31 protein-coding genes are annotated in these 26782 nt (G+C 65.0%); 15 read left to right on the plus strand and 16 right to left on the minus strand.

Translation table 11 applies throughout. The annotated features are described in order from the left end of the window. Positions 1 to 7 precede the first annotated feature (7 nt). From HWY30_RS24195 to HWY30_RS24225, 7 genes are all read left to right on the plus strand, one after another. Positions 8 to 1054, plus strand: a complete 1047-nt coding sequence (locus HWY30_RS24195; protein ID WP_090806526.1) for an AraC family transcriptional regulator — start codon at positions 8 to 10, stop codon at positions 1052 to 1054. Positions 1055 to 1139: 85 nt separating this feature from the next. Beyond that, the gene (locus HWY30_RS24200) at positions 1140 to 2762 is read left to right on the plus strand and encodes an NfeD family protein (protein WP_090806529.1); all 1623 of its coding nucleotides are present in this window, start codon (positions 1140 to 1142) and stop codon (positions 2760 to 2762) included. Continuing rightward, positions 2759 to 3529, plus strand: a complete 771-nt coding sequence (locus tag HWY30_RS24205; RefSeq protein ID WP_090806531.1) for a slipin family protein — start codon at positions 2759 to 2761, stop codon at positions 3527 to 3529. Before HWY30_RS24200 ends, HWY30_RS24205 begins: the two co-directional genes overlap by 4 nt. Before the next feature lie 214 nt (positions 3530 to 3743). Then, positions 3744 to 4010 carry a DUF4148 domain-containing protein gene (locus tag HWY30_RS24210; protein WP_090806533.1) on the plus strand — a complete coding sequence of 89 codons (267 nt, stop codon included), beginning with the start codon at positions 3744 to 3746 and terminating at the stop codon, positions 4008 to 4010. A gap of 143 nt (positions 4011 to 4153) precedes the next feature. Next, positions 4154 to 4648: a YaiI/YqxD family protein gene (locus tag HWY30_RS24215; protein WP_090806534.1), complete on the plus strand. Its 495-nt coding sequence runs from the start codon at positions 4154 to 4156 to the stop codon at positions 4646 to 4648. 165 nt (positions 4649 to 4813) lie between these two features. After that, the gene (locus tag HWY30_RS24220; protein ID WP_090806536.1) at positions 4814 to 6115 is read left to right on the plus strand and encodes an NCS2 family permease; all 1302 of its coding nucleotides are present in this window, start codon (positions 4814 to 4816) and stop codon (positions 6113 to 6115) included. A gap of 210 nt (positions 6116 to 6325) precedes the next feature. Further along, positions 6326 to 6859, plus strand: coding sequence for a cytochrome b (locus HWY30_RS24225; RefSeq protein WP_090810140.1), 534 nt, complete (start codon positions 6326 to 6328; stop codon positions 6857 to 6859). A gap of 165 nt (positions 6860 to 7024) precedes the next feature. On the opposite strand, the gene HWY30_RS24230 is transcribed toward HWY30_RS24225, so the two are convergent. Continuing rightward, the gene (locus tag HWY30_RS24230; RefSeq protein WP_026226687.1) at positions 7025 to 7315 is read right to left on the minus strand and encodes a DUF1488 family protein; all 291 of its coding nucleotides are present in this window, start codon (positions 7313 to 7315) and stop codon (positions 7025 to 7027) included. A gap of 305 nt (positions 7316 to 7620) precedes the next feature. Here HWY30_RS24230 and HWY30_RS24235 point away from each other — a divergent pair, with 305 nt between their 5' ends. Beyond that, the gene (locus HWY30_RS24235; RefSeq protein WP_090806538.1) at positions 7621 to 7929 is read left to right on the plus strand and encodes a 2Fe-2S iron-sulfur cluster-binding protein; all 309 of its coding nucleotides are present in this window, start codon (positions 7621 to 7623) and stop codon (positions 7927 to 7929) included. A gap of 54 nt (positions 7930 to 7983) precedes the next feature. Here HWY30_RS24235 and HWY30_RS24240 read toward each other — a convergent pair whose 3' ends face one another. The 3 genes from HWY30_RS24240 to HWY30_RS24250 are packed head-to-tail and all read right to left on the minus strand — an operon-like array spanning position 7984 to position 9145. Continuing rightward, on the minus strand, positions 7984 to 8178 hold the full coding sequence (locus HWY30_RS24240; RefSeq protein WP_090806541.1) for a YqaE/Pmp3 family membrane protein: 195 nt from the start codon (positions 8176 to 8178) through the stop codon (positions 7984 to 7986). Positions 8179 to 8238: 60 nt separating this feature from the next. Beyond that, positions 8239 to 8442 (minus strand): DUF1653 domain-containing protein, encoded by a 204-nt coding sequence (locus tag HWY30_RS24245; RefSeq protein ID WP_090806543.1) that lies wholly within the window; start codon positions 8440 to 8442, stop codon positions 8239 to 8241. A 58-nt stretch (positions 8443 to 8500) separates the two neighbouring features. Next, complete coding sequence (locus HWY30_RS24250) at positions 8501 to 9145, minus strand: helix-turn-helix transcriptional regulator (RefSeq protein WP_018425410.1); 645 nt, start codon at positions 9143 to 9145, stop codon at positions 8501 to 8503. A 237-nt stretch (positions 9146 to 9382) separates the two neighbouring features. Between HWY30_RS24250 and HWY30_RS24255 the strand changes: the two genes are divergently transcribed. The 5 genes from HWY30_RS24255 to HWY30_RS24275 all read left to right on the plus strand — a co-directional run bounded on the left by HWY30_RS24255 (position 9383) and on the right by HWY30_RS24275 (position 13360). Then, positions 9383 to 9601 (plus strand): hypothetical protein, encoded by a 219-nt coding sequence (locus HWY30_RS24255; protein WP_090806545.1) that lies wholly within the window; start codon positions 9383 to 9385, stop codon positions 9599 to 9601. A 591-nt stretch (positions 9602 to 10192) separates the two neighbouring features. Then, complete coding sequence (locus HWY30_RS24260; protein WP_090810142.1) at positions 10193 to 10474, plus strand: hypothetical protein; 282 nt, start codon at positions 10193 to 10195, stop codon at positions 10472 to 10474. Between the two features lie 144 nt (positions 10475 to 10618). After that, the gene (gene infA / locus HWY30_RS24265; RefSeq protein WP_090806547.1) at positions 10619 to 10888 is read left to right on the plus strand and encodes a translation initiation factor IF-1; all 270 of its coding nucleotides are present in this window, start codon (positions 10619 to 10621) and stop codon (positions 10886 to 10888) included. Between the two features lie 737 nt (positions 10889 to 11625). Beyond that, complete coding sequence (locus HWY30_RS24270; protein ID WP_090806551.1) at positions 11626 to 12201, plus strand: ANTAR domain-containing response regulator; 576 nt, start codon at positions 11626 to 11628, stop codon at positions 12199 to 12201. 7 nt (positions 12202 to 12208) lie between these two features. Next, on the plus strand, positions 12209 to 13360 hold the full coding sequence (locus HWY30_RS24275) for a CmpA/NrtA family ABC transporter substrate-binding protein (RefSeq protein ID WP_090806553.1): 1152 nt from the start codon (positions 12209 to 12211) through the stop codon (positions 13358 to 13360). A 91-nt stretch (positions 13361 to 13451) separates the two neighbouring features. On the opposite strand, the gene rhaS is transcribed toward HWY30_RS24275, so the two are convergent. From rhaS to rhaM, 6 genes are all read right to left on the minus strand, one after another. Beyond that, positions 13452 to 14462: a rhamnose ABC transporter substrate-binding protein gene (rhaS, locus tag HWY30_RS24280; protein ID WP_090806556.1), complete on the minus strand. Its 1011-nt coding sequence runs from the start codon at positions 14460 to 14462 to the stop codon at positions 13452 to 13454. Between the two features lie 39 nt (positions 14463 to 14501). Next, the gene (locus HWY30_RS24285; protein ID WP_090806558.1) at positions 14502 to 15533 is read right to left on the minus strand and encodes an ABC transporter permease; all 1032 of its coding nucleotides are present in this window, start codon (positions 15531 to 15533) and stop codon (positions 14502 to 14504) included. After that, positions 15526 to 16581 (minus strand): ABC transporter permease, encoded by a 1056-nt coding sequence (locus HWY30_RS24290; protein WP_090806560.1) that lies wholly within the window; start codon positions 16579 to 16581, stop codon positions 15526 to 15528. Before HWY30_RS24290 ends, HWY30_RS24285 begins: the two co-directional genes overlap by 8 nt. Beyond that, on the minus strand, positions 16578 to 18107 hold the full coding sequence (locus tag HWY30_RS24295; protein WP_090806562.1) for a sugar ABC transporter ATP-binding protein: 1530 nt from the start codon (positions 18105 to 18107) through the stop codon (positions 16578 to 16580). The genes HWY30_RS24290 and HWY30_RS24295 overlap by 4 nt, the downstream gene beginning before the upstream one ends. Before the next feature lie 47 nt (positions 18108 to 18154). Then, positions 18155 to 19048 (minus strand): amidohydrolase family protein, encoded by an 894-nt coding sequence (locus tag HWY30_RS24300; protein WP_090806564.1) that lies wholly within the window; start codon positions 19046 to 19048, stop codon positions 18155 to 18157. A gap of 74 nt (positions 19049 to 19122) precedes the next feature. After that, a complete protein-coding gene (rhaM, locus tag HWY30_RS24305) occupies positions 19123 to 19440 on the minus strand; it encodes an L-rhamnose mutarotase (RefSeq protein WP_090806566.1) in 318 nt (105 codons plus the stop codon). 121 nt (positions 19441 to 19561) lie between these two features. On the opposite strand from rhaM, the gene HWY30_RS24310 reads away from it, so the two are divergent. Then, entirely contained in the window at positions 19562 to 20557 is a 996-nt protein-coding gene (locus tag HWY30_RS24310) for a LysR family transcriptional regulator (RefSeq protein WP_090806568.1), read from the plus strand. Positions 20558 to 20576: 19 nt separating this feature from the next. Here HWY30_RS24310 and HWY30_RS24315 read toward each other — a convergent pair whose 3' ends face one another. The 5 genes from HWY30_RS24315 to HWY30_RS24335 all read right to left on the minus strand — a co-directional run bounded on the left by HWY30_RS24315 (position 20577) and on the right by HWY30_RS24335 (position 24652). Further along, the gene (locus HWY30_RS24315) at positions 20577 to 21359 is read right to left on the minus strand and encodes an L-rhamnose 1-dehydrogenase Lra1 (RefSeq protein ID WP_090806570.1); all 783 of its coding nucleotides are present in this window, start codon (positions 21357 to 21359) and stop codon (positions 20577 to 20579) included. Between the two features lie 57 nt (positions 21360 to 21416). Beyond that, positions 21417 to 22595 carry an L-rhamnonate dehydratase gene (gene rhmD / locus HWY30_RS24320; RefSeq protein WP_090806572.1) on the minus strand — a complete coding sequence of 393 codons (1179 nt, stop codon included), beginning with the start codon at positions 22593 to 22595 and terminating at the stop codon, positions 21417 to 21419. Between the two features lie 143 nt (positions 22596 to 22738). Continuing rightward, entirely contained in the window at positions 22739 to 23491 is a 753-nt protein-coding gene (locus HWY30_RS24325) for an SDR family NAD(P)-dependent oxidoreductase (protein ID WP_090810144.1), read from the minus strand. A 162-nt stretch (positions 23492 to 23653) separates the two neighbouring features. Next, positions 23654 to 23887, minus strand: coding sequence for a hypothetical protein (locus HWY30_RS24330; RefSeq protein WP_090810146.1), 234 nt, complete (start codon positions 23885 to 23887; stop codon positions 23654 to 23656). Between the two features lie 147 nt (positions 23888 to 24034). Beyond that, on the minus strand, positions 24035 to 24652 hold the full coding sequence (locus tag HWY30_RS24335) for a copper-binding protein (RefSeq protein ID WP_090806574.1): 618 nt from the start codon (positions 24650 to 24652) through the stop codon (positions 24035 to 24037). Positions 24653 to 25592: 940 nt separating this feature from the next. Here HWY30_RS24335 and HWY30_RS24340 point away from each other — a divergent pair. Next, positions 25593 to 25868, plus strand: coding sequence for a hypothetical protein (locus tag HWY30_RS24340; protein WP_090806576.1), 276 nt, complete (start codon positions 25593 to 25595; stop codon positions 25866 to 25868). Positions 25869 to 25986: 118 nt separating this feature from the next. Here HWY30_RS24340 and HWY30_RS24345 read toward each other — a convergent pair whose 3' ends face one another. After that, the gene (locus tag HWY30_RS24345; protein WP_167368698.1) at positions 25987 to 26295 is read right to left on the minus strand and encodes a hypothetical protein; all 309 of its coding nucleotides are present in this window, start codon (positions 26293 to 26295) and stop codon (positions 25987 to 25989) included. Between the last annotated feature and the right edge of the window lie 487 nt (positions 26296 to 26782).

A 26782-nucleotide genomic window follows, 5' to 3' on the forward strand; every position in this document is an offset into this window, starting at 1 on the left:
AATCCCGATGAAAAGCGACAAAGGCACGATCTCCGTCAGTCTCGTCGAGGAAACGCTCGCGCTCGCGACGGCGCGCGGCCTCGACGCGCGAGCGCTCGCCGAAGCGGCCGGCATTGCCGCGGCGATGCTCGCGTCGCCGAAAAGCCGGGTATCGTCGGCGCAATACGGCGCGCTGTGGGCCGGCATCGCACGCGGGCTCGACGACGAATTCTTCGGCCAGGACTCGCATCCGATGAAAAGCGGCAGCTTCATCGCGATGACGCAGACGGCGCTGGGCGCGCGCAACGGCGCGCAGGCGCTTGCGCGCGCGGTCGGCTTCATGCGGCTCGTGCTCGACGATCTCGGCGCGACGATCGACACCGACGCGCAGCGCGTGCGCCTGAAGTTCGTCGAGCGCGCGGGCACGCGCAAGCCGGCGATGTTCGCTTACGCGACGTATTTCATCCTCGTGTACGGGCTCGTGTGCTGGCTCGTCGGCCGGCGCATTCCGTTGCTCGAAGCGCGCTTTCGCTGCGCCGCGCCGCCGGCCGCGCACGAATACCGGCTGATGTTCTGCGAAGACATGTATTTCGACGAGCCGGAGTCGTCCGTCGATCTCGACCCTGCGTTTCTGGAACTGCCGGTGATCCAGACTTCGCGCTCGGCGCGGCCGTTTCTGCGCGATGCGCCGGGCAGCTTCATCGTCAAGTACCGCAATCCGGGTTCGCTCGCCGGGCGCGTGCGCAAGACGCTGCGCGCGCTGCCGATGTCGGGCTGGCCCGCGGCCGATCAGATGGCCGCGCGCCTGCACGTCGCCGAGGCGACGATGCGGCGGCACCTGAAGCAGGAGGGCCACACGTATCAGTCGATCAAGGACGCGCTGCGGCGCGACATCGCGATCGCCGAACTGCAGCGCACGCAGCGCACCATCGCCGATATCGCCAACGCCGTCGGCTTCGCGGAGCCGAGCGCGTTTCATCGCGCGTTCCGCAAATGGACCGGCATGCGCCCGACCGACTACCGGCCGGCCCGGGCCGCGGGGCTCGATCTCACGCGACGCGCCGAATCGGACTAAGCTTTAAGCGGCAACAGGCCAGCCTTGATCGAGGGTATGGGCCCGCGCCGCCGGTTCGCACCGGCTGGCGCGACGGCCGTCAGCGATGAACACGACTCCGCGTCTCCCGCTCCGGCAGTCCGGTCCGCGCAGGCCGCTTATCCGCGGCGGCATCGTGGGCCGTTTGATGCGCGGCATCGCCGTGCTCGGCGTGCTATGCGCGTTCGGCTTCGCGACGCGCGAAGCGCTGGCGCCGCTGCAAGCGGCCAATGCGGCGAGCGCGGCGAACGTCGCCGCCGCGACCGCCAACAGCGTCGTCGTGATTCCGGTGAATGGCGCGATCGGACCGGCCACCGCCGATTTCATCGTGCGGGGCTTGCAGCGCGCGGCCAGCCAGCGTGCACAGCTCGCGGTCCTGCAACTCGACACGCCCGGCGGCCTCGATACGTCGATGCGGCAGATCATCAAGGCGATCCTCGCCTCGCCGGTGCCGGTCGCGACCTTCGTCGCGCCGAGCGGCGCGCGCGCGGCCAGCGCCGGCACCTACATCGTCTACGCGAGCCATATCGCGGCGATGGCGCCGGGCACCAATCTCGGCGCCGCGACGCCGATCCAGATGGGCATCGGCGGCAACGAGCCGCCCGCCGGCGGCCCGCCGGCAACGCCAGCCACCCCTGGCACGCCGGGACTGCCGCACATGCGCACGCTGCCTGGCGGCGCGTCCGCGCCTGCGTCACCCGGCGCATCATCCGAAGCCGCCAGCGCTCTGCCGCTCGACACCCAATCGACCGAACTGCGCAAGCAGGTTCACGATGCCGCCGCCTACATCCGCGGCCTCGCGCAGATGCGCGGCCGCAACGCCGAGTGGGCCGAGCGCGCGGTCCGCGAAGCGGTGAGCCTGTCCGATGAGGAAGCGCTCGCGCAGCACGTCGTCGATATCGTCGCGCGCGACGTGCCGGACCTGCTGCGCCAGGTGGACGGCCGCACGTACGTCACGAGCGCGGGCAGCGTCACGCTGCACACCGCGCATGCGCCGCTGATCACGCTCGAACCCGACTGGCGCAGCCGCTTTCTCGCCGTGATCACCGATCCGAGCGTCGCGCTGATTCTGCTGATGCTCGGCATGTATGGCCTTTTCTTCGAATTCGCCAATCCGGGCTTCGTGCTGCCCGGCGTAGTCGGCGCGATCAGCCTGCTGCTCGGCCTGTTCGCGATGCAGATGCTGCCCATCAGCTACGTCGGCCTCGGGCTGATCTTTCTCGGCATTGCCTTCCTGATCGGCGAAGCGTTCCTGCCGACCTTCGGCTCGCTCGGCTTCGGCGGCGTAGTCGCGTTCGTGGTCGGCGCAACGATGCTGATGGATACCGGCGTGCCCGGCTATGGCATCCCGCTGCCGCTGATCGCCGCGGTCGTCGTGTTCAGCGTCGCGTTCGTGCTCGGCGTGTCGCGGCTCGCGCTGCGCGCGCGGCGGCGGCCCGTGGTGACGGGCTCGGAGGCGCTGATCGGCTGCCTCGGCGTGGTGCTGGACGGCGGCTTGCTGCCTGAACCCGAACACGCGGCGGGCGGCCCGCTGGCCGGCTGGGCGCGCGTGCACGGCGAGCGCTGGCGCGTCTCGAGCACCACGCCGGCAGCACCGGGTCAGAGCGTGCGCGTGACGGCGCGCAACGGCCTCACACTGACCGTGGTGCCCGTCACGTCGGTCGACGCCTTACAAGGAGAACGCTCATGATCGGCTTCACATTCGGCTTCGGCAGCATCCTGATCCTGCTCGTGGTCGTGCTGATTGCGTCGTCGGTGCGGATTTTTCGCGAGTACGAACGCGGCGTCGTGTTCATGCTCGGCCGCTTCTGGAAGGTCAAGGGGCCCGGGCTCGTATTGATCATTCCGATCGTGCAGCAGGCGGTGCGCATGGATTTGCGCACCATCGTGTTCGACGTGCCGACGCAAGACGTGATCACGCGCGACAACGTATCGGTCAAGGTCAACGCGGTCGTGTATTTCCGCGTCGTCGATCCGGAGAAGGCGGTGATCCAGGTCGCGCGCTACTTCGAGGCGACCAGCCAGCTGGCGCAGACGACGCTGCGCGCGGTGCTCGGCAAGCACGACCTCGACCAGCTGCTGTCGGAGCGCGAGCAGTTGAACACCGACATCCAGAAAGTGCTCGACTCGCAAACCGACGCGTGGGGCATCAAGGTATCGATTGTCGAGATCAAGCACGTCGATATCAATGAAACGATGATCCGCGCGATTGCGCGTCAGGCCGAAGCCGAGCGCGAACGGCGCGCGAAGGTGATTCACGCGGAAGGCGAGTTGCAGGCATCGAAGCAGTTGCTGGAGGCGGCCCAGACGCTCGCGCGGCAACCGCAGGCGATGCAGTTGCGCTATCTGCAGACGCTGGTGACGATCGCCGCCGACAAGAACTCGACGATCGTGTTTCCGCTGCCGATCGACCTCGTGAGTGCGGGGCTGGAACGCTTCAACAAGCCATCGGCGTGATAGGACGATATTTGTCAGGACATCCATTCGGCGCGGATTAGCGTCGACGTTTCGGCATACCCGCCCGCTTGCGCGTTGCTTGCGCTGACGTGGCGAACGAGGCTCGCGGCGGGTTCGATTTGCCGGCAGAAGTGGTGCGTTGCTTGTACCGCCTTACCCGGCGCACCGAAAAACCACCAGGTCCGGCTGTTTTTCCGCTCCGCAGGAGCCCGCCATGAAACTGTCTTCCCGCATTGGACTCGGCGCGCTGTTGGCCGCCGTGGGTATCAGCACCGTCTACGCGCAAGCGGTGACGCAGCCCGCCGACCCGTCGGCGCCGAAAACGCGCGCCCAGGTCCGCGCTGACCTCGCGGAATGGCTCGCCGCCGGCTACGATCCGTTCGACTGGATCGACTATCCGGAGAACGCGCAGCGCGCGAGCCGCATCGTCGCGCAACACCGCGAGCAGCAGCAAGGCAACGCCCGGACGGCCGTGCAGTAAAGCGGTCGCGGCTGGCGTAGTCGCAGCAGCCTGAATGCCGCCCGCCGCGAGCGGCATGGCAAGGCTTGCGTCGCGCCAAGGTATCATCCGGTCCCTCCATCCCCCACGCAGCAAACCAGCCGCACACAGCCGGAACCCGCACCATGCCAATCTGGGTCGATGCCGACGCCTGCCCGGCCGTCGTCAAGGACATGCTTTATCGCGCGGCGCGCCGGACCGGCATGCCGCTGACGCTGGTCGCCAATTCGTTCCTGCGCGTGCCGCCATCGCCGCTGATCCGCGCGATCCAGGTGCCGGCCGGCTTCGACGCCGCCGATCAATTGATCGTCGAGCGCGTCGTCGCGGGCGACCTCGTGATCACCGCCGACATCCCGCTCGCCGCCGCCGTGCTGGCAAAAAATGCCCACGCGCTCGATCCGCGCGGCAACTGGTACACGCCCGGAACGATCGAAGAACGGCTGCGCATGCGCTCGATGCTCGACCAGTTGCGCTCGAGCGGCGTCGACACGGGCGGACCGGCCGCCTTCAGCGCGCGCGATGGCAAGGCGTTTGCTGGCGAACTCGATCGCTGGCTCGCGCGTCAGGCGCCTCGCGGTGATGCGCAGGCGCCACAGTCGCACGGCAAGCCGCCCGCCTGACGGGCCCGGGCGGCCTGCTGGCGCCGCCACAGGCGCCGGGGCGCTGCCATGCGTGATTACAATTCCGTCGTAACGCCGCCGCGCGGCCTGCCTTGCTGCGCCGCTCTGTCACCGCCTCGATGACAAAAACACTGTCTGAACGACGAAAGAGAGGAAACCCGCCACATGGACTCGATCAAACGCTACTTCGGCTTCGACGCCGTCGACACCAACCTGCGCACCGAAGTGCTAGCCGGCGTGACCACTTTCCTGACGATGGCCTACATCATCTTCGTGAACCCGGCGATTCTCGGTGACGCCGGCATGCCGAAGAGCGCAGTGTTCGTCGCGACCTGCCTCGTGGCCGCGCTCGCGTCGCTGATCATGGGTCTGTACGCGAACTACCCGATCGCGCTCGCGCCCGGCATGGGCCTGAACGCGTACTTCGCGTACACGGTCGTCAAGGGCATGGGCTACACGTGGCAGGCCGCGCTCGGCGCGGTGTTCATCTCCGGGTGCCTGTTCCTGATCGTCACGCTGTTCCGCGTGCGCGAGGTGATCGTCAAGGGCATTCCGCATTCGATCCGCATCGCGATCACCGGCGGCATCGGTCTCTTTCTCGCGATCATTTCGCTGAAGTCGGCCGGCGTGGTGGTCGGCAATCCGGCCACGCTCGTCACGCTCGGCAATCTGCATGACCCGCACGTCGTGCTCGCGGCGGTCGGCTTCTTCGGCATCGTCACGCTGGATCATATGCGTGTGCGCGGTTCGATCCTGATCGGTATCGTCGGCGTGACGATCCTGAGCTTTTTCTTTGGCGGCAACCAGTTTCACGGCATCGTGTCCGCGCCGCCGTCGATCGCGCCGACGCTGTTCCAGCTCGATATCCGCAGCGCGCTGTCGAGTGGCGTGCTGAACGTGGTGCTGGTGTTCTTCCTCGTCGAGCTGTTCGATGCGACCGGCACGCTGATGGGCGTCGCGAACCGCGCGGGGCTGCTGGTGGAAGGCAAGATGCATCGGCTCAACCGCGCGCTGCTCGCGGACAGCACCGCGATTCTCGCCGGCTCGATGCTCGGTACTTCGTCGACGACGGCGTATATCGAAAGCGCATCGGGCGTGCAGGCCGGCGGCCGTACCGGCATGACCGCGATCACGGTCGCCGTGCTGTTCGTCGCGGCGCTGTTTTTCGCGCCGCTCGCCGAAGTGGTGCCGCCGTATGCGACCGCGCCCGCGCTGCTGTACGTGTCGTGCCTGATGCTGCGCGAACTGGTCGACCTGCCGTGGGACGACGCGACCGAAGTCGTGCCGGCCGCGCTGACCGCGCTGCTGATGCCGTTCACCTACTCGATCGCGAACGGCGTCGCGTTCGGCTTCATCTCGTACGCGGGACTCAAGCTGCTGACGGGCCAGGCGCGCCAGGTGAAGCTGGTCGTGTGGATCATCGCGGCGATTTTCCTGTTCCGGTATTTCTATCTCGGCAGCGAATGAGGAGGTCGCGCGGCCGGGGGGTCGAATGTGTCGTCGGCTTCGGGGACCGTTTATCATCCGATGTTTCGAATGATGATCGACCGGGTCGCGATCGACCGGGTCGCGATCGACCGGGTCGCGATCGACCGGGTCGCGATCGACCGGGTCGCGATCGACCGGGTCGCGATCGACCGGGTCGCTGCGGCACGGGTCGCCACCCCAGGAGCCTCGATGTCCTCATATAACCGCACGACGGACCGCTACACGAAGCCCGCGATTTTCTTTCACTGGATGATTTTTCTGCTGGTCGCGCTGGCCTATCTGGCCATCGAAATCCGCGGCCCGCGCGGCTCCGACAGCCGCGCGTTCTGGACCGGCGTGCATTTTTGGGCCGGCACGCTGGTGCTCGGGCTGGCCGTGTTGCGGCTGCTGTGGAGATTGTGGGCCGGCGCGCCGGAGGAGCTCGAAAGCAATCGGCTGCTCGCTTTTCTCGGGCGCTCCGCGCACCTCGCGCTCTATGTGTTCATCTTCGCCCAGCCGCTGCTCGGCATGCTGATGGTCAATGCGGGCGGGCGGCCGGTGTCGCTCGCATGGACGGACATCAGCTTCACGCTGGTGCGTGCGGATGCGATCGCGCGGCCGCTGTTGAAGGACGCGCACGAGTGGCTCGGCAACGTGTTCTATTGGGTGATCGGACTGCACGCGCTCGCGGCGATCGCGCACCATGTGGTGTTCAAGGATCGGGCGCTGCGGCGGATCATTTGAAAGTAATGGAGTTGGCTGCGTGCCGCCGATGCATTGCACGCGGTCGCGGCTTGCGCGCAGGCCAGCCAGCGGTAGCGGCACGGGTGAATCCGAACTTCGCGCTTCGGCAGCAGTCGCGCTTGCCGAAGCTTCGGTACCGGTAGCCAGCCGATAATTTCAGATTGGTCAGTTACGCCAGTTCGCCTCGTAAAACCGCACGTAACCGCTTCTGAGCACGAGACACTGCGCGCGCGTTTCCGACAACAGCCGGCGCGTGGCGGCCTCGATGCGCGGCCGGTGCGCGTCGAACGCGACGATCATGTCCTCCAGCCGGGGGGACGCGGCGCCGAAGTGATCTTCGAGCGCTTCCGCAGTGATCATGCACTCCACCCTCTGCCCATCGACCATTGCCGGAAACGCCAAAGTAAGTTCGCGACCTGAATATTCAGGGGCTTCGTTCGGGAATTGGATCTGCATGGGAGTCACCTGGAAGAGTGCGCGCACGATGCGCTCGGGTAATGCACGCGCTGATTGCTTGCTACCGCGTCCGCCGCTCGTTCCTCCTTGTCCCATGCAGCCGGCGCGGGCCGTCGCCTCGACGCGGCATCGTCAGTTCGCGCCACGCGGAGGTGAATTGATTCACTTTAGACGAGTTCGGGCCAGGTGCAAGGTTTCCCCGATTTTTTCTTGAAGGCGCGACTGACGCGCCGATGTTGCGGCGCGGCATAAAGCGGTGTCCGATCCCGTGTAAAGTGTCGCGCACCTAGTCATTGACCTGCACGATGTCCGTCCCCACCCGCCCGCCTGTGGTTCGCGTCGAACCGCTCGGCCAGAGCTTCGAAGCGCCCGATTCGCTGACGATTCTCGAAGCCGCCGCTTTCGCCAATCTGCGTTTGCCGCGTTCGTGCCGCAACGGCACGTGCCGAACATGCTTGTGCCGGATGACGTCTGGGCGTGTGCGCTACTCGATTGACTGGCCCGGCGTGAGCCGCGAGGAAAAGGCGGACGGTTATATCCTGCCGTGCGTGGCGGTCGCGGAAACCGACGTGGTGATCGAAGTGCCGGATGCGGTCGCGATACCGGCACGGTGAGCGCGAGCGTGGGCGCCTGGCGCCCCGCTCGCCGGCGCGTTCACGCGCTGTGTCTTAGCGCCCGTTGCCCATTGCGCGGGCGATTTTCTTGTCCGTGTTGTACTGGCTCAGCGAATACACCGACCAGATGGCCGCCGGCACCCAGCCGATCAGCGTGATTTGCAGAATCAGACAGATGATGCCCGCAAACGGACGGCCGATCGTGAAAAACTGCAGCCACGGCAGAATGATGGCAAGCAAAAGACGCATTCGGTTTTCCTGTTCCTGTGATTACGGCAGCATGGGTGAGTCCGCGGGGGACGCATCTGCCTAGTTGTTGAACTCATCGAGCGGCGCAAAACGCGGCACCTTGACGCCTTCCTGCTCTACCAGCTCGGAAAACACCGTCGCTGGACGGGTCCAGATCGTTCCATTGGCCGCCTTGTAGACGATCATCGTGACCGTCGGATCCGATTCGAGCGTGGCCTCGCAGACCAGCTCGTAAATGCCGCCTTTGTAGTGTCGGTAGCGCATGGTGTTTGACCTTATTTTGGGCGTCGTCGAAGCATTTTCAAGCACGGCGCGCCTGAGCTTAGCCGCCCTCTTTCATCTGCTTCAGGATCTTGTAGACGGTCGCGCGGCCCATCGTCAGCACCGCGGCCACGTAATTCGCCGAGCTGCGGCCGCGAAACGCGCCCTGCGCGTGCAGCGCCTCGACGATTTCACGCTTGTGCTCGCGCGTCAGCGCATTGATGCCGATCTGCCGGTCACGCAGCCACGTGTGCAGATACGTGTTGATGCGGTCCTGCCAGTCGTCGCGGAACAGATCGTCGGCAGGCGCGTCCGTCATCGCGCCGCCCTTGATGAACAGATCGAGCGTCGAGCGCACATCCTCGAACACCGCGATGTTGAAGTTCACGCACAGGATGCCGGCGGGCTTGCCGTCGTCGTCGAACAGGATGTTGCTCACGCAGCGCATGCGGCGGCCGTCCCAGTTCAGCTTCTCGTAGGGGCCGATGGTCTGGCCGCGCGCCGCGAAGTGCGCGTCGTCGAGCACCGACGGCGCGCCCACCTCGAGCCGCGACAGATTGTTCACCAGATACGCGATGGTCTGATCGCGCAGATCGTGAATCACCACCTCGGCGCACGGATAGAGCAGCGCGGCGATGCCGTCGGCGATCGGCGCGTAGCGCTTCAGCAGCAGGTCTTTGACAGGAGACACGTTCGGGTTGCGCATGGAAAAAACGCGAGGTTCGAAGGAGGCGGCGCGCGATAGCGGATGACGACGAAGCCAGATGCCCGCCGTGGACGCCGGCGCGCCCGCTCGGTCCGCAATTCAGGAAGCCGCCATTGTAGCGGCCTCGCGCTGGCGCCGCGACTCGACGCCGGACGGCAATTTTGTCTACCTCGCGAGCGCATTTTTTTCGTGCGATAAACACTGATCCACCGACACCCAACCGAACGGAACCAACCGATGGCCACACTCGAAGCGCTTCGCGCCGTGCTCGACGACAAGCGCACGCCGGAGATCATTCGCAACCACATCATCGATTCGCTGCAGTACGCGCTGCGCAACCATGGTCAGGTCTTCACGGCCAAGGAAGTCGAATGGTTGACCGGCTGGGACGATGCGCGCCTGCCGCTGGCGGCCGCGCGCGAATTGCGGAAGCGCGTCGCCGAGACGTCGCGCTGACGCACGCGTTCGAATAGGAGCCTCGCGCGCGCCACTCGCGCGATTCGCGAGCCCGTCATCGGTCCCGCATCCGACACGACTTCGCCAACTGCCCGCGAAGCCCCGCCAGTCGGGCGTTCCGGTCGTGCGCTGAAGTTTGCACTATCCAATCAGGCCTATTTCAGGCATCATGTTGCAATTGTTGCACCTCGCACCCATATAGCACTGGCAGCACCAGGCAGTCTCAACCCGGCATCTCCGCACCACCCCCGACTGTTCGACCGCCCTTATCTGCGATCCCGTCACTCCGGCAATGCGCCGCCCGTATTCGCCGTCGCGAGAAGTACACCGAGCGGTTCAGCATCATGCGTCCGGCGCCCGAATTGACGCGCCGCTTCAGCGTTTTTTCGGTCGAATCCGCGTTTTCGCGCGACCGCTCGAGCCATTGTCATTGAGCCCGCCGGGTCCACCAGGCCTGTGCCAACCATTTTTAACGCGGCGCGCCCATCGGTGCTGCGCCGCCGGTCCGCGCCGTGACGCGTCAAAGGAGCGTTGCCGGAAGCAGCGCCCCGCACGCGGCGCGTGGACCACGCAATACAGGACATGTTTCTCATGAATTCAGCTGTCAGGACCTACAAGGGTTACGAAATCCACCCGCTCGTTTATCCGCGCCGCCCCGCGGGCGCGCAAGCGACCCGCAATCCGGGCGCCGGTTACGACGCTTCGGTGCGCATCTGCCGCGTCGGCGCCAATGCGGCGGCCGACGGCCGGGTATTTCGCCTGCAGTATCTGTTTCCGTTCGACGGCATGGGCAAGGCGCGCATCGCGTGCATGGCGCATGCGGAACGGCTGATCGACGGCCAGGTGAGCGGTCAGTCGGTCACCGATCTTTGAGCGGCGTCATCGGCGCGTCACTCATGTCGCCCAGCGTGCTTTCGGACGCCGCTGCTTTTCAAACGAATCCACAGTCGCGCCGCTCGCAATGCCTGCGGCCGGTTTCCCCTATTTCCCCTTTATCCCATCGACCAGGAGTTATGCATGGCGAAAGAAGAACTGCTTGAACTTGACGGTATCGTCGACGAAGTGCTTCCGGATAGCCGCTACCGCGTGACGCTCGACAACGGCGTCGTGGTCGGCGCCTATGCGTCCGGGCGCATGCGCAAGAACCATATCCGTATTCTCGCGGGCGATCGCGTGACGCTCGAATTGTCGGTCTACGACCTGACCAAGGGGCGGATCAATTTCCGCCACAAGGACGAGCGTGCGAGTGGCGGCGGTGCGCCACGGCACGCGGCGCGGCGGAGGTAAGCAGGGGTCACGGCGCCGCCCTGCGTACCTGTGATGTTGTGCAGGCGATGCGGGCAGCCCGCCCGAACCCATGCGAAAGCGCGAGGCCCGACAGACTCGCGCCATACCTTCCGACTCCGCGTTCTGCTTGAACGCGCTACGTCAGCCTCGCCGCCCAAGCGCGTGAAATAGACGTCTTCCCTGACATTCGGGGTGCTCTCCAGCGCATGCGCGAACGTCGTACGCCGCAACACGCGCGGCGTCTTGATTGGAATCTGGCGGCACGCCGCTTCGGCGACCACGCACGTCGCAGCGCGTCTCGCTAAACTCCAAACACCGCCCCCAAATCCTCCCCACCCGCGCTTTTGCGCACCTGCTCGACCACCCGCTCCTCCAGCTCCATCTGCGCCCGCTGCTGACCTCGATCAGCCCGTTGATGACGACGATTCGCGGACGCGACCGGCTTGAGCTTCTACGGCGCGTCATTGCTGACCAGTCTGCCGGTGGCCGCGACGAACGCGATGCGCCGCTTCGGTGCATCGGGCGTCCGCTGTCCTGCATGCCCCTCGCCGGTGCAGCGCGACCGGCGTGGCCGCGTCACCTCTTTCGCGGACGATTCGCAGCGATCGCCCGCAAAAACCCCAATCGATCCCCGCCATTCGCGCGAATGCGCTCCACACACCTCGCCAAGCCCCGTCGCGCGAAGACTGGCATATCCATTGCTTTACTGATAGTCAGATGTCCCTTCCCCCGACTCCATGCTGCGTGTTCTCCTTGTCACCGACACCGACAAACCGATCGGCGATCTGCGCGACGCGCTCGCCTGTCTCGGCTGCGAAATGCTCTCCGGCACCGCGACGCCGCAGGCGCTGCATCGCGCGGTTCAGGACGAGCGGCCCGACGTCATCATCATCGATACGGAGTCGCCGTCGCGCGATACGCTCGAACAGCTCGCCGTGATGCACGCGACCGCCCCGCGCCCCGTGCTGATGTTCAGCCACGACGCGAACCAGCAACTGATCCGCCAAGCGGTCAACGCGGGCGTCACCGCGTATCTGGTCGAAGGCCTCGCGACCGAGCGGCTCGCGCCGATTCTCGAAGTCGCGCTCGCGCGTTTCGCACAGGAGTCGCAATTGCGCGAGCGGCTCGCGCAGGCCGAAAACGAACTGGCCGAGCGCAAGCTGATCGATCGCGCGAAACGCCTGCTCATGGATCAGCAGAAACTCACCGAACCGGCCGCCTACGCGAGTCTGCGCAAACGCGCGATGAACCAGGGCGTCAAACTCGCCGAGGTGGCGCGCGAGGTCGTCGCGTCGGCCGGCTCGCTCAAATGATGCGCTCATGAATCCAGCCACTTCCGTCACCGCCGCGGCCTTTGCGGAGCCGCCTGAAAAGACCCATCTGCGGCTCGGTTTCGTCGCGTTGTCCGACGCGGCGCCGCTGATCGCGGCGAAGCTGCTCGAGTTCGGCCATGCGCACGGGCTCACGCTCGAACTGTGCCGCCAGCCGTCGTGGGCCGCCGTGCGCGACAAGCTGCTAGCCGGCGATCTCGACGCCGCGCACGCGCTTTACGGGCTCGTGTATGGCGTGCAGCTCGGCCTCGGCGGCCCGCGCACCGACATGGCCGTGCTGATGGTGCTGAACCGCAACGGCCAGGCGATCACGCTCTCGAATCGGCTCGCCGATGCGCTCGCGAAGCATGGGACCTTGCGCGAGGCGCTCGCCACGCTCGGCCGCAAGCCGGTCTTCGCGCACACCTTCCCGACCGGCACGCACGCGATGTGGCTGTACTACTGGCTCGCGGCGCAAGGCGTCGATCCGTTGCGCGACATCGACAGTGTCGCGATTCCGCCGCCGCAAATGGTCGCCGCGCTTGCCGAAGACCGGCTCGACGGTCTGTGCGTCGGCGAGCCGTGGAATGAAATGGCCGAGGCGCATGATGTCGGCAAAACGATCGCTTATTCGAGCGAGGTGTGGCCCGAGCATCCCGAGAAAGTGCTCGCCTGCCGACGCGATTTCGTCGATGCGCATCCGCGCACGACCCGCGCGCTTGTGCAGACCGTGCTCGAAGCGTGCCGCTGGCTCGACGGCGCCGGGCATCGCGACGAGATCGCCCGCTGGCTCGCGCGGCCCGATTACATCGGTATCGACGAGACGCTGATCGCGGCGCGGCTCGGCGACCACCTCGACACGGCGAACCCGCGCCGCCTGCCGATGCGTTTCTTCGACGACGGCGCGGTCAACTATCCGCATCCATTCGAAGGCGCGTGGTTCCTCACGCAGTTCGAGCGCTGGGGGATCATCGATGCGCACAACGACTACGACGCGGTCGCCGCGCGCATCAACCAGACGCAGTTGTATCGCGAGGCCGCCGCACGCGTGAACGTGCCGGTGCCCGGCGAGGACGTCACAAGGGAACTGATCGATGGCGCGGTGTGGGGAAGCGGCTCACCATCCGCCGCTTATGCGCGGCGTTTTGCGATCCGCCGCTGAGCGGACCGCACGCGAAAGCCCCGAGATCCGCTGCGCCGACTGCCCACGAACCGCCAACGGCGATCAGGTGGACAGGCGGCGTTGCCGAAGCTCAGAAGTTGTACTTGTCGATGTTGCTCGCATCGAACGTGGTCGGCGGCCCAAGAATGATTTCGCCGTGCGCGCCAATCGTGCGCTTGCCGAGCTTGCCGGCGTCGAACGTTTCGCCCTCCTTACCCGTGATCGTGCCCGACGCGAGCGACGCCGCCGCGTACGCGGCCAGATAGCCAAGCTCGCTCGGATCCCACAACTGGAACGCGGTCACGGTGCCGTTCTTCACGAACGCGCGCATCTGGTTCGGCGTGCCGAGGCCCGTCACCGCCACCTTGCCCTTGCTCGACGACGTCGAGATATAGCGCGCCGCCGCCGCGATGCCGACCGTCGTCGGCGCGACGATCGCCTTCAGGTTCGGATACGCCTGCAGCAAGCCCTGCGTTTCGACGAAGGACTTCTGATCGTCGTCGTTGCCGTACGCGATCTTGACGAGCTTGATCTTCGAGTACTCCGGTTTCTTCAGTTCCTCCTGCATCCACTTGATCCAGGTGTTCTGGTTCGTCGCGTTCGGCGTCGCCGACAGAATCGCGAATTCGCCCTCGCCGCCCATCAGCTTCGCGACCAGTTGCACCTGGCCGCGGCCGATGCCTTCGGCGTTCGCCTGATTGACGAACAGCTGGCGGCCCTCGGGCGCGGTATCGGAGTCGAACGTGACGACCTTGATGCCCTGACCCATCGCCTTCTTCAGATACGGCACGACCGCGTTCGCATCGTTGGCGGCAATCACGATCGCGTCCTGGCGCTGCGTGATCAGCGTGTTGATGTACGACACCTGCGACGACGCGCCCGCATCCGACGGCCCGACCGCCTTGCCCACGCCGCCGAATTCCTTGATCGCGGCGAGGCCGCCGTCGTCGGCGATCACTTCGTACGGGTTGTTGATCTGCTTCGGCACGAACGCGATCTTCAGCCCGCTTTTCAGTTCCGCGGCGAACGCGCCGCCGCAACTGATCGCGAGCAACGCGGCGCAGAGCGCGGCCATGCCGGTGTGACGTAGAGGTTTGAACATGAAGTGTCTCCTGCGTTGTTGTTGGACAGAGAGGGGAAGCTAGGTTGCGGATGAAGAAGACGTGGCTGCGGACTTCGCGATGAAACGCCGGTCGCGCGCCGCCCGCCAGCGCGCGACGAGGTTCGGAATCAGCACCGACGCGAGCAGCAGCACGCCGGTCACGATGGTCAGCGTTTCGCTCGATACGTCGTCGAGCGTCAGCGCGTTCTTGAGCACGCCGATGATCAGCAGCGACAGCAGCACGCCGACCATCGAGCCGCGTCCGCCGAAAATGCTGACGCCGCCGAACAACACCGCGGCGATCACCGACAGCTCGAAGCCCTCGCCGTTATCGCCGCGCGCGCTCGTGAAGCGCAGCGTATAGACGATGCCCGCGAGCGCGCTGACGAGACCCGACAACACGAACAGGCGCAAGCGGATCTTCGCGACCTCGATGCCGGAGAACGCGGCGGCGGTCGGATTCGCGCCGATCGCATAGAGACTGCGGCCGAACGCGGTGGCTTGCAGCAGAACCGTGAACAGCACGGCGGCGGCGATCACGATCACGAACGGCAACGGAATGAACGTGGGGCCAAGCGTGTTCATGCCGAACGCCGTATACGCGGCCGGAAAATCCGCGACCGCCCGATCGCCGAGCAGCACATACGCGAGACCGCGAAACAGCGCGAGCGTACCGATCGTGACCGCGAGCGACGGCAGGTTCAGCTTGACGATCACGAGGCCGTTCAGCAGGCCCGCCAGCGCGCCGCCGATCAGCACCACAACGATCACGACCGGCATCGGCAGACCCATGTGCCACAGCACGCCCATCAGCGCGCTTGACGCGCCCAGCACCGACGCGACCGACAGATCGATTTCGGCGGCGACGATGATCAGCGTCATCGGCAGCGCCATTAGCGCGATCTCGGTCAGATCGGCGAATACGTTGCTCAGGTTCGCGCCGGTCAGAAACACCGGCGACAGCCAGCGGCCCAACACCAGCGACACGATCAGCACGATCACCAGCAACACTTCCCATTGCAGCGGCGTTTCGCGCTTGCGCGTGAGCAGCGCGGAATCGGGTTTAGCCATGATCGCGTTTCCTCATCATGCGTTTGGCGACGGAGCGGGCCAGCAGCGTATCGGCGGCGATCGCGGCGACGATCAGCGCGCCCTGGATCGCCTGCTCCCAGAATGGCGACACGTGCAGCACGACGAGCGCGATGCTGATCACGCCGAGCACGAGCGCACCGAGCGTCGCGCCGAGGATCGTGCCGACGCCGCCCGTAATCGCGACACTGCCGACCACCGCCGCCGCGACGACCTGCAATTCGATGCCCTTCGCGGTGCTGGCATCGACGGTGCCGAAGCGCGCGAGCCACAACGCGCCCGCAAAGCCCGCAATCGCACCGGACAACAAAAAGCCCGACATCACGCGACGCTCGACGTTCACGCCCGCGAGCCGCGCGGCTTCCGGATTCGAGCCGATCGCATAGTGCTCGCGACCGCCGCGAAACTGCTTCAGATACACCGACAGGCCGGCGAGTACGACGATCGCGATCAGCGCGAGCGTCGGGATGCCGAGCAGCGTGCCGGTCGCGAGCCGCGAGTACGCGTCGGGCAGACTGGTCGCGTTGATCTGGCCGCCGTGCACCCATGCGTAATCGGCGCCGCGAAAGATGTACAGCGTCGACAGCGTCGCCACGAGCGAAGGCACGCGCCCCACCGCGACGAGCAGCGCATTGATGCCGCCCGCGACGAGCCCGATCGCGAGCCCCGAGGCCAGCGCGACGAGCACCGGCATATGCGGGAACGCAACGTACAGGCTGCCCACCGCGTACGCGCTGATACCCACCGTCGAGCCGACCGACAGATCGATATGCCGCATCAGGATCACGACGGTCATGCCGGCCGTCAGCAGACCGATGATCGACACGTTCAGCAGCACGTCGCGCAGGTTCTGCAGATTCAGGAACTGCGGCTTCGCAAGCCCGGTCCCCGCGATCAGCAGGATCAGCACGACGAACAACGTGGTTTCGCGGCTCTTCGCGACGCTCGCGACGAGGCTGCCCGATGAAGCGGCGGAACGCTTCGGCAGCGACTGCCGCACCGGCGCGGGATGGGTCGAATGGCGCATCATGCTGCACGTCCCAATGGTGAAAGTCCCTGACCGAGCGCGGCGCCCATGATGCGCTCCTCGTTCGCGTCGGCGCGCGCGAGCTCCGCGCTGATGCGGCCTTCGTGCATCACGAGCACACGATCGGCCATACCGAGCACCTCGGGCAGCTCGCTCGAAATCATCAGCACGGCCATGCCATCGCGCACGAGTTCGGCGAGCGCGCCATACACCTCGGCTTTCGCGCCAACGTCGATGCCGCGCGTCGGTTCGTCGATGATCAGCACTTTCGGGCCGGTCGCGAGCCACTTGCCGAGCACCACCTTCTGCTGGTTGCCGCCCGACAGCGTACCGACCGGCGCCCCCGGGTCGCTCGCCTTCAGGCGCAGACGCGTGCCCCACTTGTTGGCGAGCTGCGTTTCGCTGCGCGTCGAAATGAGCCCATGCCGGACGAGCCGTCCGAGCACCGTCATCGACGCATTGCGCGCGATGCTCAGTTCGAGCGCGAGCCCTTGCTGGCGGCGATCCTCCGGCACCAGCGCGAGCCCGGCGCGCACCGCGGCCGCGGGCTTGCCGGTGTCGAGCCGCTTACCGGTCAGCCACACTTCGCCCGAATCGAGCGGATCGATACCGAAGATCGCCCGCGCGACTTCGCTGCGTCCCGCGCCGACGAGGCCCGCGAGCGCGACGATCTCGCCGGCGCGCACGTCGAACGAGACATCCTTGAACACGCCGATGCGCGTCAAGCCGCGCACCGACAGACGCACGTCGCCCGGTGTGCAATCGGCCTTCGGATAGAACGTTTGCAGATCGCGGCCGACCATCTTGGCGACGATCGCGTCGGTGCTCAGATCGGCGGTCAGCGCGTCGAAGACTGTCGCGCCGTCGCGCATGATCGTCACGCGCTGCGTCAGCGCGAATACTTCGTCGAGCCGGTGCGTGATGAACAAAATCGCGACGTCGCGTTCGCGCAGCTTGCGCACGATCGCGAAGAGCCGCTCGACTTCGGGCAGCGACAATGCGGCCGTCGGTTCATCCATGATCAGCACGCTCGCGTTCAGCGACAACGCCTTCGCGATTTCGATCACCTGCTGATCCGCGATCGACAGACCACGCACCAGTTGATCCGCGCGCAACTCGACGCCGAGCGACGCGAGCAGTCCGTCCACTTCGCGATGCATCGCGTCGTACTGGATGCGGCCGAAGCGGTCGACCGGCTGCCGGCCCATGAAGATGTTCTCCGCGATCGACAGATCGAAGAACAGCGTCGGCTCCTGATAGATGACCGCGAGCCCGGCGTCGCGCGCTTCGGCCGGCGTCGCGAAGCGACGTGGCTCGCCGTTCACCAGAAGCTCGCCGGCGTCGGGCTGATGCACCCCGGCGAGAATTTTCACGAGCGTCGATTTGCCCGCGCCGTTCTCGCCGAGCAGCGCATGCACCTCGCCGGGCCACAGCACGAGGTCGCCGTCGGACAGCGCGCGCACCCGGCCGAAGGATTTGCTCGCGTGCCGCAATTCGAGTCGCGGCACCGTGGAAGGGGATGGCTGCACTGCGTGTCTCCTTTTTTGCGGCTGTCTTCTCTTCGACGCGCCGCGCGTCAAATCCGGTAGTACCGTTGCGCGTTGCGTCGAAACAGCGCGTCCTTCTCAGCCTCGCTCGCATCGCCAACGATCGCCGCATACGCGCGCCACAAATCCGTATACGAACCAAATAGCCGGTCGACGGGAAAATTCGACGCGAACATCGCACGTTCGACGCCGAACGTATCGATCGTTTCGAGCACATAAGGCCGCAGGCTTTCGACGCTCCAGTGATGATCGAACATCGCCAGCCCGCTGATCTTCACCGCGACGTTCGGACACGCTGCCAGCAGGCGCATGCCTTCGCGCCACGCGCGGTAACCGGCCACGCTATTGCGATCGACGAACATGCCCGCATGATTGACGACCAGAAGCGTGTCCGCATGCGCACGCGCCAAGGCGGCCGCCTCCTCCATTTGCGACGGATACAGTTGCAGATCGAACGACAGGTCGTAACGGCGCAGCAACGCGAAATGCTCGCGCCACCGCGGCTCGCGCATGTAATGACGGCCGACGTAATCGAACAGTTTGTTGTCGTGCACGTTGAGAATCTGCCGGATGCCGCGCGTATTCGCGAACGACGCATGCGCTTCGAGCAACTCGGGCGCATTTTGCGCGGACAGGTCCACGGCGGCGACGATCGCATTCGGCATGCCGCGCGAGGCGTCGCGATCCGCGATCGACTGCAACCAGCGCGTTTCCTCGACGGGATCGGCCGGATCGTGATTCGCTTCGACGTGCACGAGCTTCAGCACGTCGACGTCGCCCGCTTCACCGAGCAGATCGTCGAGCAGATAGTCGTGCTTCAGATCGCGCGCATCGCCGACGAACGACACGCCCGGGTTCTCCAGCCACGGATAGCGATGCGTCTTCAGATCCCACAGATGGATATGCGAATCGACAACCTGCATGCGGCACCTTCGTCCGGTGAAAAGCGTTTCGAGGTTCGTGCGTCGTTGCGGGGTTCAACTGGGTTCAGCGCGACTCAATGACTGAGACGAAAGACCGGTTCGAGCGTCTGCGACAGCGGCGTGTGATCGGGCGCGGTCTGCATGATGTCGGCCATGTAATCCCACCATTTGCGCATCACGTCGAGTTGCGGCAACTGGTCCATCGTGTGATCGCTGGTGCGCGAGAGCACCGCGAAAAGATGATGCGTGTCGGGGTCGAAGAAAATCCGGTAGTCGCGCACGCCGGCGTTGTGCAGCGCGTCAACGAGCTCGGGCCAGATCTGCGTATGACGCCGTTCGTATTCTTCGCGCATGCCGGGGTTCAGCACCATCCGAAAAGCGATTGTCTCCATGGCGGCCTGTCTCCTGTCGACCTCTTCGGACGACTATAATTCCTGCATCGATAGCCTCTCAATCCGTTGTTGGGATTGGTCGATCCACAAACCGAATCGCACGGGCACTCCTACTGGCACCATGAGCCAACATTCAGCCGCCGTCGCACTCGTCAATCGTCTCAAGTTCAAGCATCTCGCCCTGCTCGTCGCACTCGACGACACCCGCAACCTGCATCAGGCCGCCGAGACCGTCAACGTCGCGCAACCGAGCGCGAGCCGCATGCTCGGCGACATCGAGGAAGCGTTCGGCTTCCTGCTGTTCGAGCGCAACGCGCGCGGCATGACGCCGACGCCGCTCGGCGTCGTCACGCTCGCATACGCGCGCCGCGCGCTCGCCGAACTCACACGCTTCGCCGAAGACCTCGATGTCAAACGCCGCGGCGGTCACGGCCAGTTGACCGTCGGCGCGATCATGGGCGCCGCGCCCGATCTGCTGGCGATGTCGGTCGCCGCGCTGAAGACCGAAAGCCCGCTGCTCAGCGTGCGCATCCTCGGTGAAACAAGCGATCAGGTCGTGCAATTGCTGCATCGGCGCGAGGTCGATCTCGCGCTGGGGCGCCTGACCAACCCTCTGCAGCACAACGACTTCAGCTTCGAGCCGCTCGCGCGCGAAACGCTGCTGCTCGTCGTGCGCGCCGTGCATCCGCTCGCGCGGCGCACGCGCATCACGTTGCGCGAACTGGTCGCATGGCCGTGGGTTGCGCAACCCGTCACGAGTCCGGCGCGCGTGCTGTTCGAGGAAGAACTCGCGCGTGCCGGGCTCGCCACGCCAGTCAATCTGACCGAATGCGCGTCGATCTTCGCGACGCTGCAATTGCTCGAGAATTACGATGCGGTCGCGATGCTGCCGGAGTCGGTCGTGCGCGATCATGTGCGCGGCGGGCTGCTGGTCGCGCTGCCACTCGAAATCGGCAAGAGTCTCGCCGGTTTCGGCATTCTCACGCGCAAGGAAGAGCAGCTCGCCGAGCCGGCGCTGCGCTTCATCGAACTGCTGCGCGGCTTCTCGCGCGACCTCGCGCGCGACGATCCGGCCGCCGCACCCGGCACGCCGACTACGCCCGTCACGGTCAATTGACGCCCGCATCGCGCGTCGCCTATTGCAGGTTCACGAACAGCCCGCCGTCGACGAGCAGCGCGGCGCCCGTCACATAGCGCGCGCGGTCCGAGGCGAGAAACACGACGCAATCGGCGACGTCGTCGGGACGCCCGAGGCGGCCGAGCGGAATGCGCTTTTCGAAGTAGGCCTTCTTCGCTTCGTCGGCGAGATCTTCGGCGTTCAGATCGGTCGCGATCGTGCCCGGCATGACAGAGTTGCAGCGGATGCCGAACGGCCCCAACGCGATCGCGCACGACTGCATCAGCGAATGCACGCCGGCCTTGGTCGGCGTGTAATGCGTTTGCATGCCGCCGCCCACCAACGCGCTGATCGAACTCGTCGCGACGATCGCGCCGCCGGTGCCCTGCTTTTTCATCTGCTGCGCGGCAGCCTGTGTCACGAAGAACGCGCCGTTCAGATTGACCGCGACCGTCGATTCGAGCACGTCCGCCGGCATGTCGAGAAAAGCGTGAAACGGGCAGATGCCGGCATTGCTCGCGAGCACGTCGAGCTTGCCGAACGCGTCGAGCGTCCGTCGCACCAGCTCCTGGCCGGTGTCGCGCGCCGCGACGTTGCCTTCCACCGCGATCACGCGCCGCCCCAACGCCTCGATTTCGCCGACGACTTCCTCGACCGCCGAGCGCCGGCCATACGATGCGTCGTTGTCGCCCCAGTAGTTGATCGCCACGTCCGCGCCTTCGCGCGCGCAGGCCACCGCGATCGCGCGTCCGATGCCGCGCGAGCCGCCGGTGACGATCACGACTTTGTCCTTGAGCAGCACCCTAATCTCCTTTGCGGCGATCCGCCGATCGGCACAGGTTCAAAACGTTCGACACGTTCAATGCTGATAGGGCCGCACCAGCGCGCATTCCGGATTGAGCCGCACGCCAAAGCCCGGCGTGTCCGGCACCTTCATGCGCCCGTTCACCGGCACCGGCTCGTCGAGCAGCAGCGGGTGGAACATCGGCACGACTTCGTCGGCTTTCGGCGCCATCATCAGAAACTCGGAGAACGGCGAGTTATGGCGCGTAACGACGAAGTGATAGCTGTACACCGACGACCCATGCGGCACCACCATCACGTTGTGCGCATCGGCGAGCGCGGAAATCTTGATCAGCTCGGTGATGCCGCCGCACCAGCCGACGTCGGGCTGGATCAGATCGCAGCACTGCATCTCCAGCAGCATCCGGAAGCCCCAGCGCGTCGCCTCGTGCTCGCCGGTCGACACCATCATGCCGCGTGGCACGTTGCGGCGCAGTTCGGCGTAACCCCAGTAATCGTCGGGAGGAAGACATTCCTCGACCCATTTGAGGCCGTATTCGTGCGCGCCTTGCGCGAGCCGCGTCGCGTAGCGCAGGTCGAGGCTCATCCAGCAGTCGTACATCAGCCAGAAGTCGTCGCCGACGCGCGAGCGCATGTCGGCGAGCTTGTCGAGGTTTTGCCTGAGTCCGTCTTCGCCTTCCGCGGGACCATGCTGCAACGGCAGCTTGCCGCCGATGAAGCCCATCTCCTTCGCGAGATCGGGCCGCGCGCCGGTCGCATAGAACACCAGCTCGTCGCGCACCGGGCCGCCCAATAGCTGATACACGGGCTCCTTGCGAACCTTCGCGAGCAGATCCCACAGCGCGAGATCGACACCGGAGATCGTGTTCAGCACGACGCCCTTGCGCCCGTAGTACAGCGTCGCGAAGTACATCTGATCCCACATCTTCTCGATGTCGGTCACCAGTTGCCCTTCGAGAAAACGCGCGAGATGCTTCTCGACGATGAACGCGCCGATCTCGCCGCCGGTCGTCACCGCGAAGCCCACGGTGCCGTCGCTCGCTTCGATCTCGACGACCAGCGTGCCGAGCACATTGATGCCGAACGACTGGCGGCTCTGGCGGTACTCGGGATAACGCGCCATCGGCGTCGCGATGTGATCGTCGATCCAGTGTCCGCCGGCCTGGTCGTGATAGTCCGCGCCGCCGCCGCGAACGATGAAGGCACGCACGTGCCGGATGGTAGGCATGGCCATGAAAGGGCTCCGTGAGAGAGGCGTGGAAGCGGCTCGACAACGCGCGTTCGACGCGTGTGCAATACGCTGCCGGACGTGAGCACTGCGTGAGCACTGCGTGAGCAATGCGCGAGCAATGCGTGAGCAATGCGCGAGCAGCACGCTCAATAGGTGGCGCGGCCGCCCGACAGGTCGAATACCGAGCCGGTGCTGAACGCGCAGTCTTCGGAAGACAGCCACAGGATCAGCGACGCCGCTTCTTCCGGCAGCAGGAAACGGTTCATCGGAATCTTCGACAGCATGTAGTCGATGTGCTGCTGCGACATCGAATCGAAGATTTCGGTCTTGGCCGCGGCCGGCGTGACCGCATTGACGAGGATGTTTCTGGTCGCGAGTTCCTTGCCGAGCGACTTGGTGAGCCCGATCAACCCCGCTTTCGATGCGCTGTAGTGCGAAGCATTCGGATTGCCCTCCTTTCCGGCCACCGACGCGATATTGACGATGCGGCCGTAGCCCTGCTTCAGCATCTGCGGCACGACCGCGCGGCAGGTCAGGTACGGGCCGATCAGATTCACGTCGATCACGCGGCGCCACATGTCGGGCGCAAGCTCCCAGGTCGTGCCGTTGCCGCCGGTGATGCCCGCGCAGTTGATCAGCACGTCGATCGAGCCGTGCCCGGCGACCGTTTGCGCGGTGGCCTGCTGAACCGCGGCGTCGTCGGTCAGCTCGACCGTGATGGCGCTGACCTTGCCGAGTTCGCTCAGCTCGCGCTGGCTGCGCGCGAGCCGTTCGCTATCGACGTCCCACAACGCGACCGACGCGCCCGAGCGCAACGCCCGCTGCGCGACCGCGTAGCCGATGCCACGCGCGCCGCCGGTGATGACGACCGTGCGCCCCTCCAGATCGATCCGATTCATTGCTGTGCTCCTGTAGGCCGCCGTGCGGCGTGCCATCGAGTTGTTGTATATCGCTGCGGTCAATATACGGGCGGTGCGATGCGCCAACAATTCGACTATTGGAGGGGGCGATAGCAAAAGTGGATCGGCAGCGGGAGCGAGCGCTAAAGGGAAGCGAAGCGGCTAATCATCGGCAGCGACGAAAAGCATCGAGACATACAGAATGGTCGACACGACGATGATGCCGACGCCGAGCAGCACCTTGGTCTGGTCGAAGTTGATCCCGCCGATGAGCGCTATGCCGATCCCGAACACCGACGATAACGTGCCGAGCGCCGCGAGGCCCACGTGTATCTTGCTGCGGACCAGCCGTTTGCGCTCCGATTCGGCAGTGGTTTCCGTTTCGCTCTGTTCCATTCCCCGCTCCTTCGCGCGCGACGCGATGACCATCGTGAAACCTGAGCCGCAATGGCCGGCGCGCGACATCGAACCGCCAGTTGCGGTTCTACGCCGTGCAATCTCTATACGCTTCAGCGTAGTTTATTTAAGCCTTCTCGATCGCCGTTATTTGACGTCCGCGCCATTGCGCGACACCGACGCCGCGATGGCCGAGACGAACACCGCGCGCACCGAATCGCCGACCTTCAGTTTCTCGAGCGCAATGTCCGGCGCCACGTCGAGCGTTTCCGTGCGCGACGGCCCGCGCAGCGTGATCGTGCGCTTCTTGCGATCGATCTTGCGCACCGTCGCGACGACCTCGATGCGCCGCGCCGATGCAACGACACCGTTGGCCGCGGGCTGCGTGACTTCGGTATCGATGCGCTGGCGGATTCCGTTCGGCGCGAGCTTGTCGACGCCGACCAGCACCGCCTTCTTGTACGCAATCGTCACGACGTCGCCGACATGCAGCTTGCTGACGTCGGCGGCTTGCGGATTCACGTCGAAAGTTTCCTCGCCGCCTTGCGGGCCGCGCAGCGTCACGCTGTTCGTCGCGGGATCGATCGCGACGACGCGCGCCTGAACGTGCAGCAGCGCGGCGGCGCCAATTGCCCGCTGTTCCGGCGCGGACGCGGCCGCGTTGTCCTGTGCCAGCGCAGGACCCGCCGCGGCGACGCAAACCACCAACGCAACCGCGATCGCCTTCACCTGCATGAGCCCGGAGTCCGTTGAATTACAAGCCATGAAATGCTCCTTTTGATTGCGTCGATGTTACGGCAAATGTTTTGTCGCAGATCGCGTACTACGCTTAGCACCGGCAGTGCAGTCGCTTCGAATAAAAAGAAAAACGGACTATTAATCGCTTTTATCGGACGGGGTTACGCTTTCTGAAACCAATGGCGGTTCCTTTCTAATGCGTCGATTTGTCCCGGAGAGCTGATCGCGAAAAGCGCGTGCTTCTCCATGCGATGCAATCGGTATGCGGAGTCGTGGCGGATGAGCGTGCGCAAGGAGCCGCGCGGCTTTGCACATGCGTTCCCACGAGCGTCAGCGCAGGGGTAGAGAGCTAGCCATAACATATTCCTCGCAACGAGATGGACTACCGGGCGACCCAACGTGAGCGGGTCCGGAAATTGCCGAACGTTATGACTATTTCAAACGGTTTCGGGGATGCTAGCAAACGCGCAAAGGAATGGCAAGGCAAGTGGCTGCGCATCGCCATTCCCGATTAATCGGGTTTGCCGCGTCAAATCTTTTATGACGGTGGGCGATTCATTTGCCATAAAAATATGATCGCTGCAATTCGCTGAGCTCAGATGCCCGGCGACGCCGTCCTCGCTCTGACTCTGTCCGGTTGCCTGACAACCGTCGAATCGGCGCATTCGATATGCATTGAAAAGCGGTGGGCGCGCGGCAGATCGGCAATCGCCGAACGACTCCGCACAAACCCTTAATGGATGATACTGAAGCGATTACGCATCGCTGCGCGACAATACAAAAAATTGTCGTCAATCATTGGAATACTGCGAACACGGGTTATTGATCGAGCGAATTTTGCCGTCAAGGCAACGAAAAAGACGTTTGAGCCGATGGCCACGGTCATGTGGGCATCACAGGCACAGCGTTTGCTGAAGTTCGCGTCACCGTCTAACGCACACACATTGTTTATCGAAGGACACCACACATGGTCACGACTCGCCCCTGCACCGCCGCCTGCGTCATCGACGGCCTCCTCGTCACGCTGACGTTCTATCCGGACAACGGCGTGTTGCGTATTGCCGATTCGTCCGGCGCCTGTCTAAGAGAAACGCGCTGGCATGGGTCATGGCGCGCTCTGCTCGAGGAGTTCCGCGGCTACTACGAAGCGGCGGAGAACGACGCGGCGCGCGGCGTCGACGATATCGTCGCTCGCCTCGGCGAGCGCTGCGCTGATGCCCAGCGGGAATTGGCATCCGCGTGAAATGGCATGCGCTTGCGATCAAGCGCGTGAAAGGCGGCGGCGGCAGCGCTCGGCACCTGTTCGTTGCCTCGCGATCCGGGGTCGTTCCTGGCGCCCCGCTGCCGCTCGCGAACTCTGGTCATTGACCGAAATAAGTCTTGCACTCCGTGCTGAACGAGCATGACTGGCTGCGCCGGCCTCCCGCTTGCGACTCGCCCGCCGGAACACCACCATACGACGCGTTGCGTATGCCCTGCTCACGCGGGTCCCAGTTCTGACCGAACGACATGTCGGTCGTCGCCTGCGCCGATTCGTCCGCATCGTGCTCCATCATCGCGCGACCCGACACGGCGTGCTCCGCCTGGCCGCTCAACTCCTCGGCGATGGCCGTTCTCGGCGCGAGAAACAGAACGGCGGTCGCGGCAATCATCAATATACGTACTCTCATTTCCGGACTCCTCGAATCCGGCGCAGCAGTGTTCGTCCTCCACAAGAATTGATCCGCGAACAGCCAACCTGCCCAATCGGGCCGAGGAACGGAGCGATGCCAATGCGCTACTGCTGCGACGGGTCACCGAACTAAACAGATGAAGAATTACCGCGCTTGCAACCGATACTCGACGCGTTCCCGAGCGTCGGCGGAATCGGCGCGCACAAGGCGGCTGTAAGTCTGCATTCGCAGCTTGTCGTCCTTCTTTTATAGTTCGCGCACCCCGGAATTCAATCCAGGAGCATCCAGCAGTGTCGCCAATCGTCCACACCGTTCGATAAACCGCATTCACCGACAAATTCAACGTGAACTAAGCGTGCTTTGCTCGCGCATTGCGCTATCATGTTGCTACAACGCACAAAAAGCGAACCCGCACATCGACGAAAGTCCGGTGAAAGACGGACAGCGTGGAATGACTCCATCCATTCGCAATCATTGCATCGAG

The sequence above is a fragment of the Paraburkholderia tuberum STM678 genome, assembly GCF_902833905.1.
In the GTDB taxonomy this organism is placed as follows: domain Bacteria; phylum Pseudomonadota; class Gammaproteobacteria; order Burkholderiales; family Burkholderiaceae; genus Paraburkholderia; species Paraburkholderia tuberum.

Coding starts and splice junctions, on each gene's coding strand:
- HWY30_RS24230 (WP_026226687.1), bottom strand. CDS start 7,315: ATGCAGATCCAATTCCCGAACGAAGCCCCTGAATATTCAGGTCGCGAA.
- HWY30_RS24255 (WP_090806545.1), top strand. CDS start 9,383: ATGGCCACACTCGAAGCGCTTCGCGCCGTGCTCGACGACAAGCGCACG.
- HWY30_RS24200 (WP_090806529.1), top strand. CDS start 1,140: ATGAACACGACTCCGCGTCTCCCGCTCCGGCAGTCCGGTCCGCGCAGG.
- HWY30_RS24235 (WP_090806538.1), top strand. CDS start 7,621: ATGTCCGTCCCCACCCGCCCGCCTGTGGTTCGCGTCGAACCGCTCGGC.
- HWY30_RS24345 (WP_167368698.1), bottom strand. CDS start 26,295: ATGAGAGTACGTATATTGATGATTGCCGCGACCGCCGTTCTGTTTCTC.
- rhaS (WP_090806556.1), bottom strand. CDS start 14,462: ATGTTCAAACCTCTACGTCACACCGGCATGGCCGCGCTCTGCGCCGCG.
- infA (WP_090806547.1), top strand. CDS start 10,619: ATGGCGAAAGAAGAACTGCTTGAACTTGACGGTATCGTCGACGAAGTG.
- HWY30_RS24225 (WP_090810140.1), top strand. CDS start 6,326: ATGTCCTCATATAACCGCACGACGGACCGCTACACGAAGCCCGCGATT.
- HWY30_RS24195 (WP_090806526.1), top strand. CDS start 8: ATGAAAAGCGACAAAGGCACGATCTCCGTCAGTCTCGTCGAGGAAACG.
- HWY30_RS24335 (WP_090806574.1), bottom strand. CDS start 24,652: ATGGCTTGTAATTCAACGGACTCCGGGCTCATGCAGGTGAAGGCGATC.
- rhaM (WP_090806566.1), bottom strand. CDS start 19,440: ATGGAGACAATCGCTTTTCGGATGGTGCTGAACCCCGGCATGCGCGAA.
- HWY30_RS24240 (WP_090806541.1), bottom strand. CDS start 8,178: ATGCGTCTTTTGCTTGCCATCATTCTGCCGTGGCTGCAGTTTTTCACG.
- HWY30_RS24275 (WP_090806553.1), top strand. CDS start 12,209: ATGAATCCAGCCACTTCCGTCACCGCCGCGGCCTTTGCGGAGCCGCCT.
- HWY30_RS24325 (WP_090810144.1), bottom strand. CDS start 23,491: ATGAATCGGATCGATCTGGAGGGGCGCACGGTCGTCATCACCGGCGGC.
- HWY30_RS24270 (WP_090806551.1), top strand. CDS start 11,626: ATGCTGCGTGTTCTCCTTGTCACCGACACCGACAAACCGATCGGCGAT.
- HWY30_RS24340 (WP_090806576.1), top strand. CDS start 25,593: ATGGTCACGACTCGCCCCTGCACCGCCGCCTGCGTCATCGACGGCCTC.
- HWY30_RS24215 (WP_090806534.1), top strand. CDS start 4,154: ATGCCAATCTGGGTCGATGCCGACGCCTGCCCGGCCGTCGTCAAGGAC.
- HWY30_RS24300 (WP_090806564.1), bottom strand. CDS start 19,048: ATGCAGGTTGTCGATTCGCATATCCATCTGTGGGATCTGAAGACGCAT.
- HWY30_RS24210 (WP_090806533.1), top strand. CDS start 3,744: ATGAAACTGTCTTCCCGCATTGGACTCGGCGCGCTGTTGGCCGCCGTG.
- HWY30_RS24250 (WP_018425410.1), bottom strand. CDS start 9,145: ATGCGCAACCCGAACGTGTCTCCTGTCAAAGACCTGCTGCTGAAGCGC.
- HWY30_RS24310 (WP_090806568.1), top strand. CDS start 19,562: ATGAGCCAACATTCAGCCGCCGTCGCACTCGTCAATCGTCTCAAGTTC.
- HWY30_RS24205 (WP_090806531.1), top strand. CDS start 2,759: ATGATCGGCTTCACATTCGGCTTCGGCAGCATCCTGATCCTGCTCGTG.
- HWY30_RS24330 (WP_090810146.1), bottom strand. CDS start 23,887: ATGGAACAGAGCGAAACGGAAACCACTGCCGAATCGGAGCGCAAACGG.
- rhmD (WP_090806572.1), bottom strand. CDS start 22,595: ATGGCCATGCCTACCATCCGGCACGTGCGTGCCTTCATCGTTCGCGGC.
- HWY30_RS24245 (WP_090806543.1), bottom strand. CDS start 8,442: ATGCGCTACCGACACTACAAAGGCGGCATTTACGAGCTGGTCTGCGAG.
- HWY30_RS24290 (WP_090806560.1), bottom strand. CDS start 16,581: ATGATGCGCCATTCGACCCATCCCGCGCCGGTGCGGCAGTCGCTGCCG.
- HWY30_RS24285 (WP_090806558.1), bottom strand. CDS start 15,533: ATGGCTAAACCCGATTCCGCGCTGCTCACGCGCAAGCGCGAAACGCCG.
- HWY30_RS24220 (WP_090806536.1), top strand. CDS start 4,814: ATGGACTCGATCAAACGCTACTTCGGCTTCGACGCCGTCGACACCAAC.
- HWY30_RS24260 (WP_090810142.1), top strand. CDS start 10,193: ATGAATTCAGCTGTCAGGACCTACAAGGGTTACGAAATCCACCCGCTC.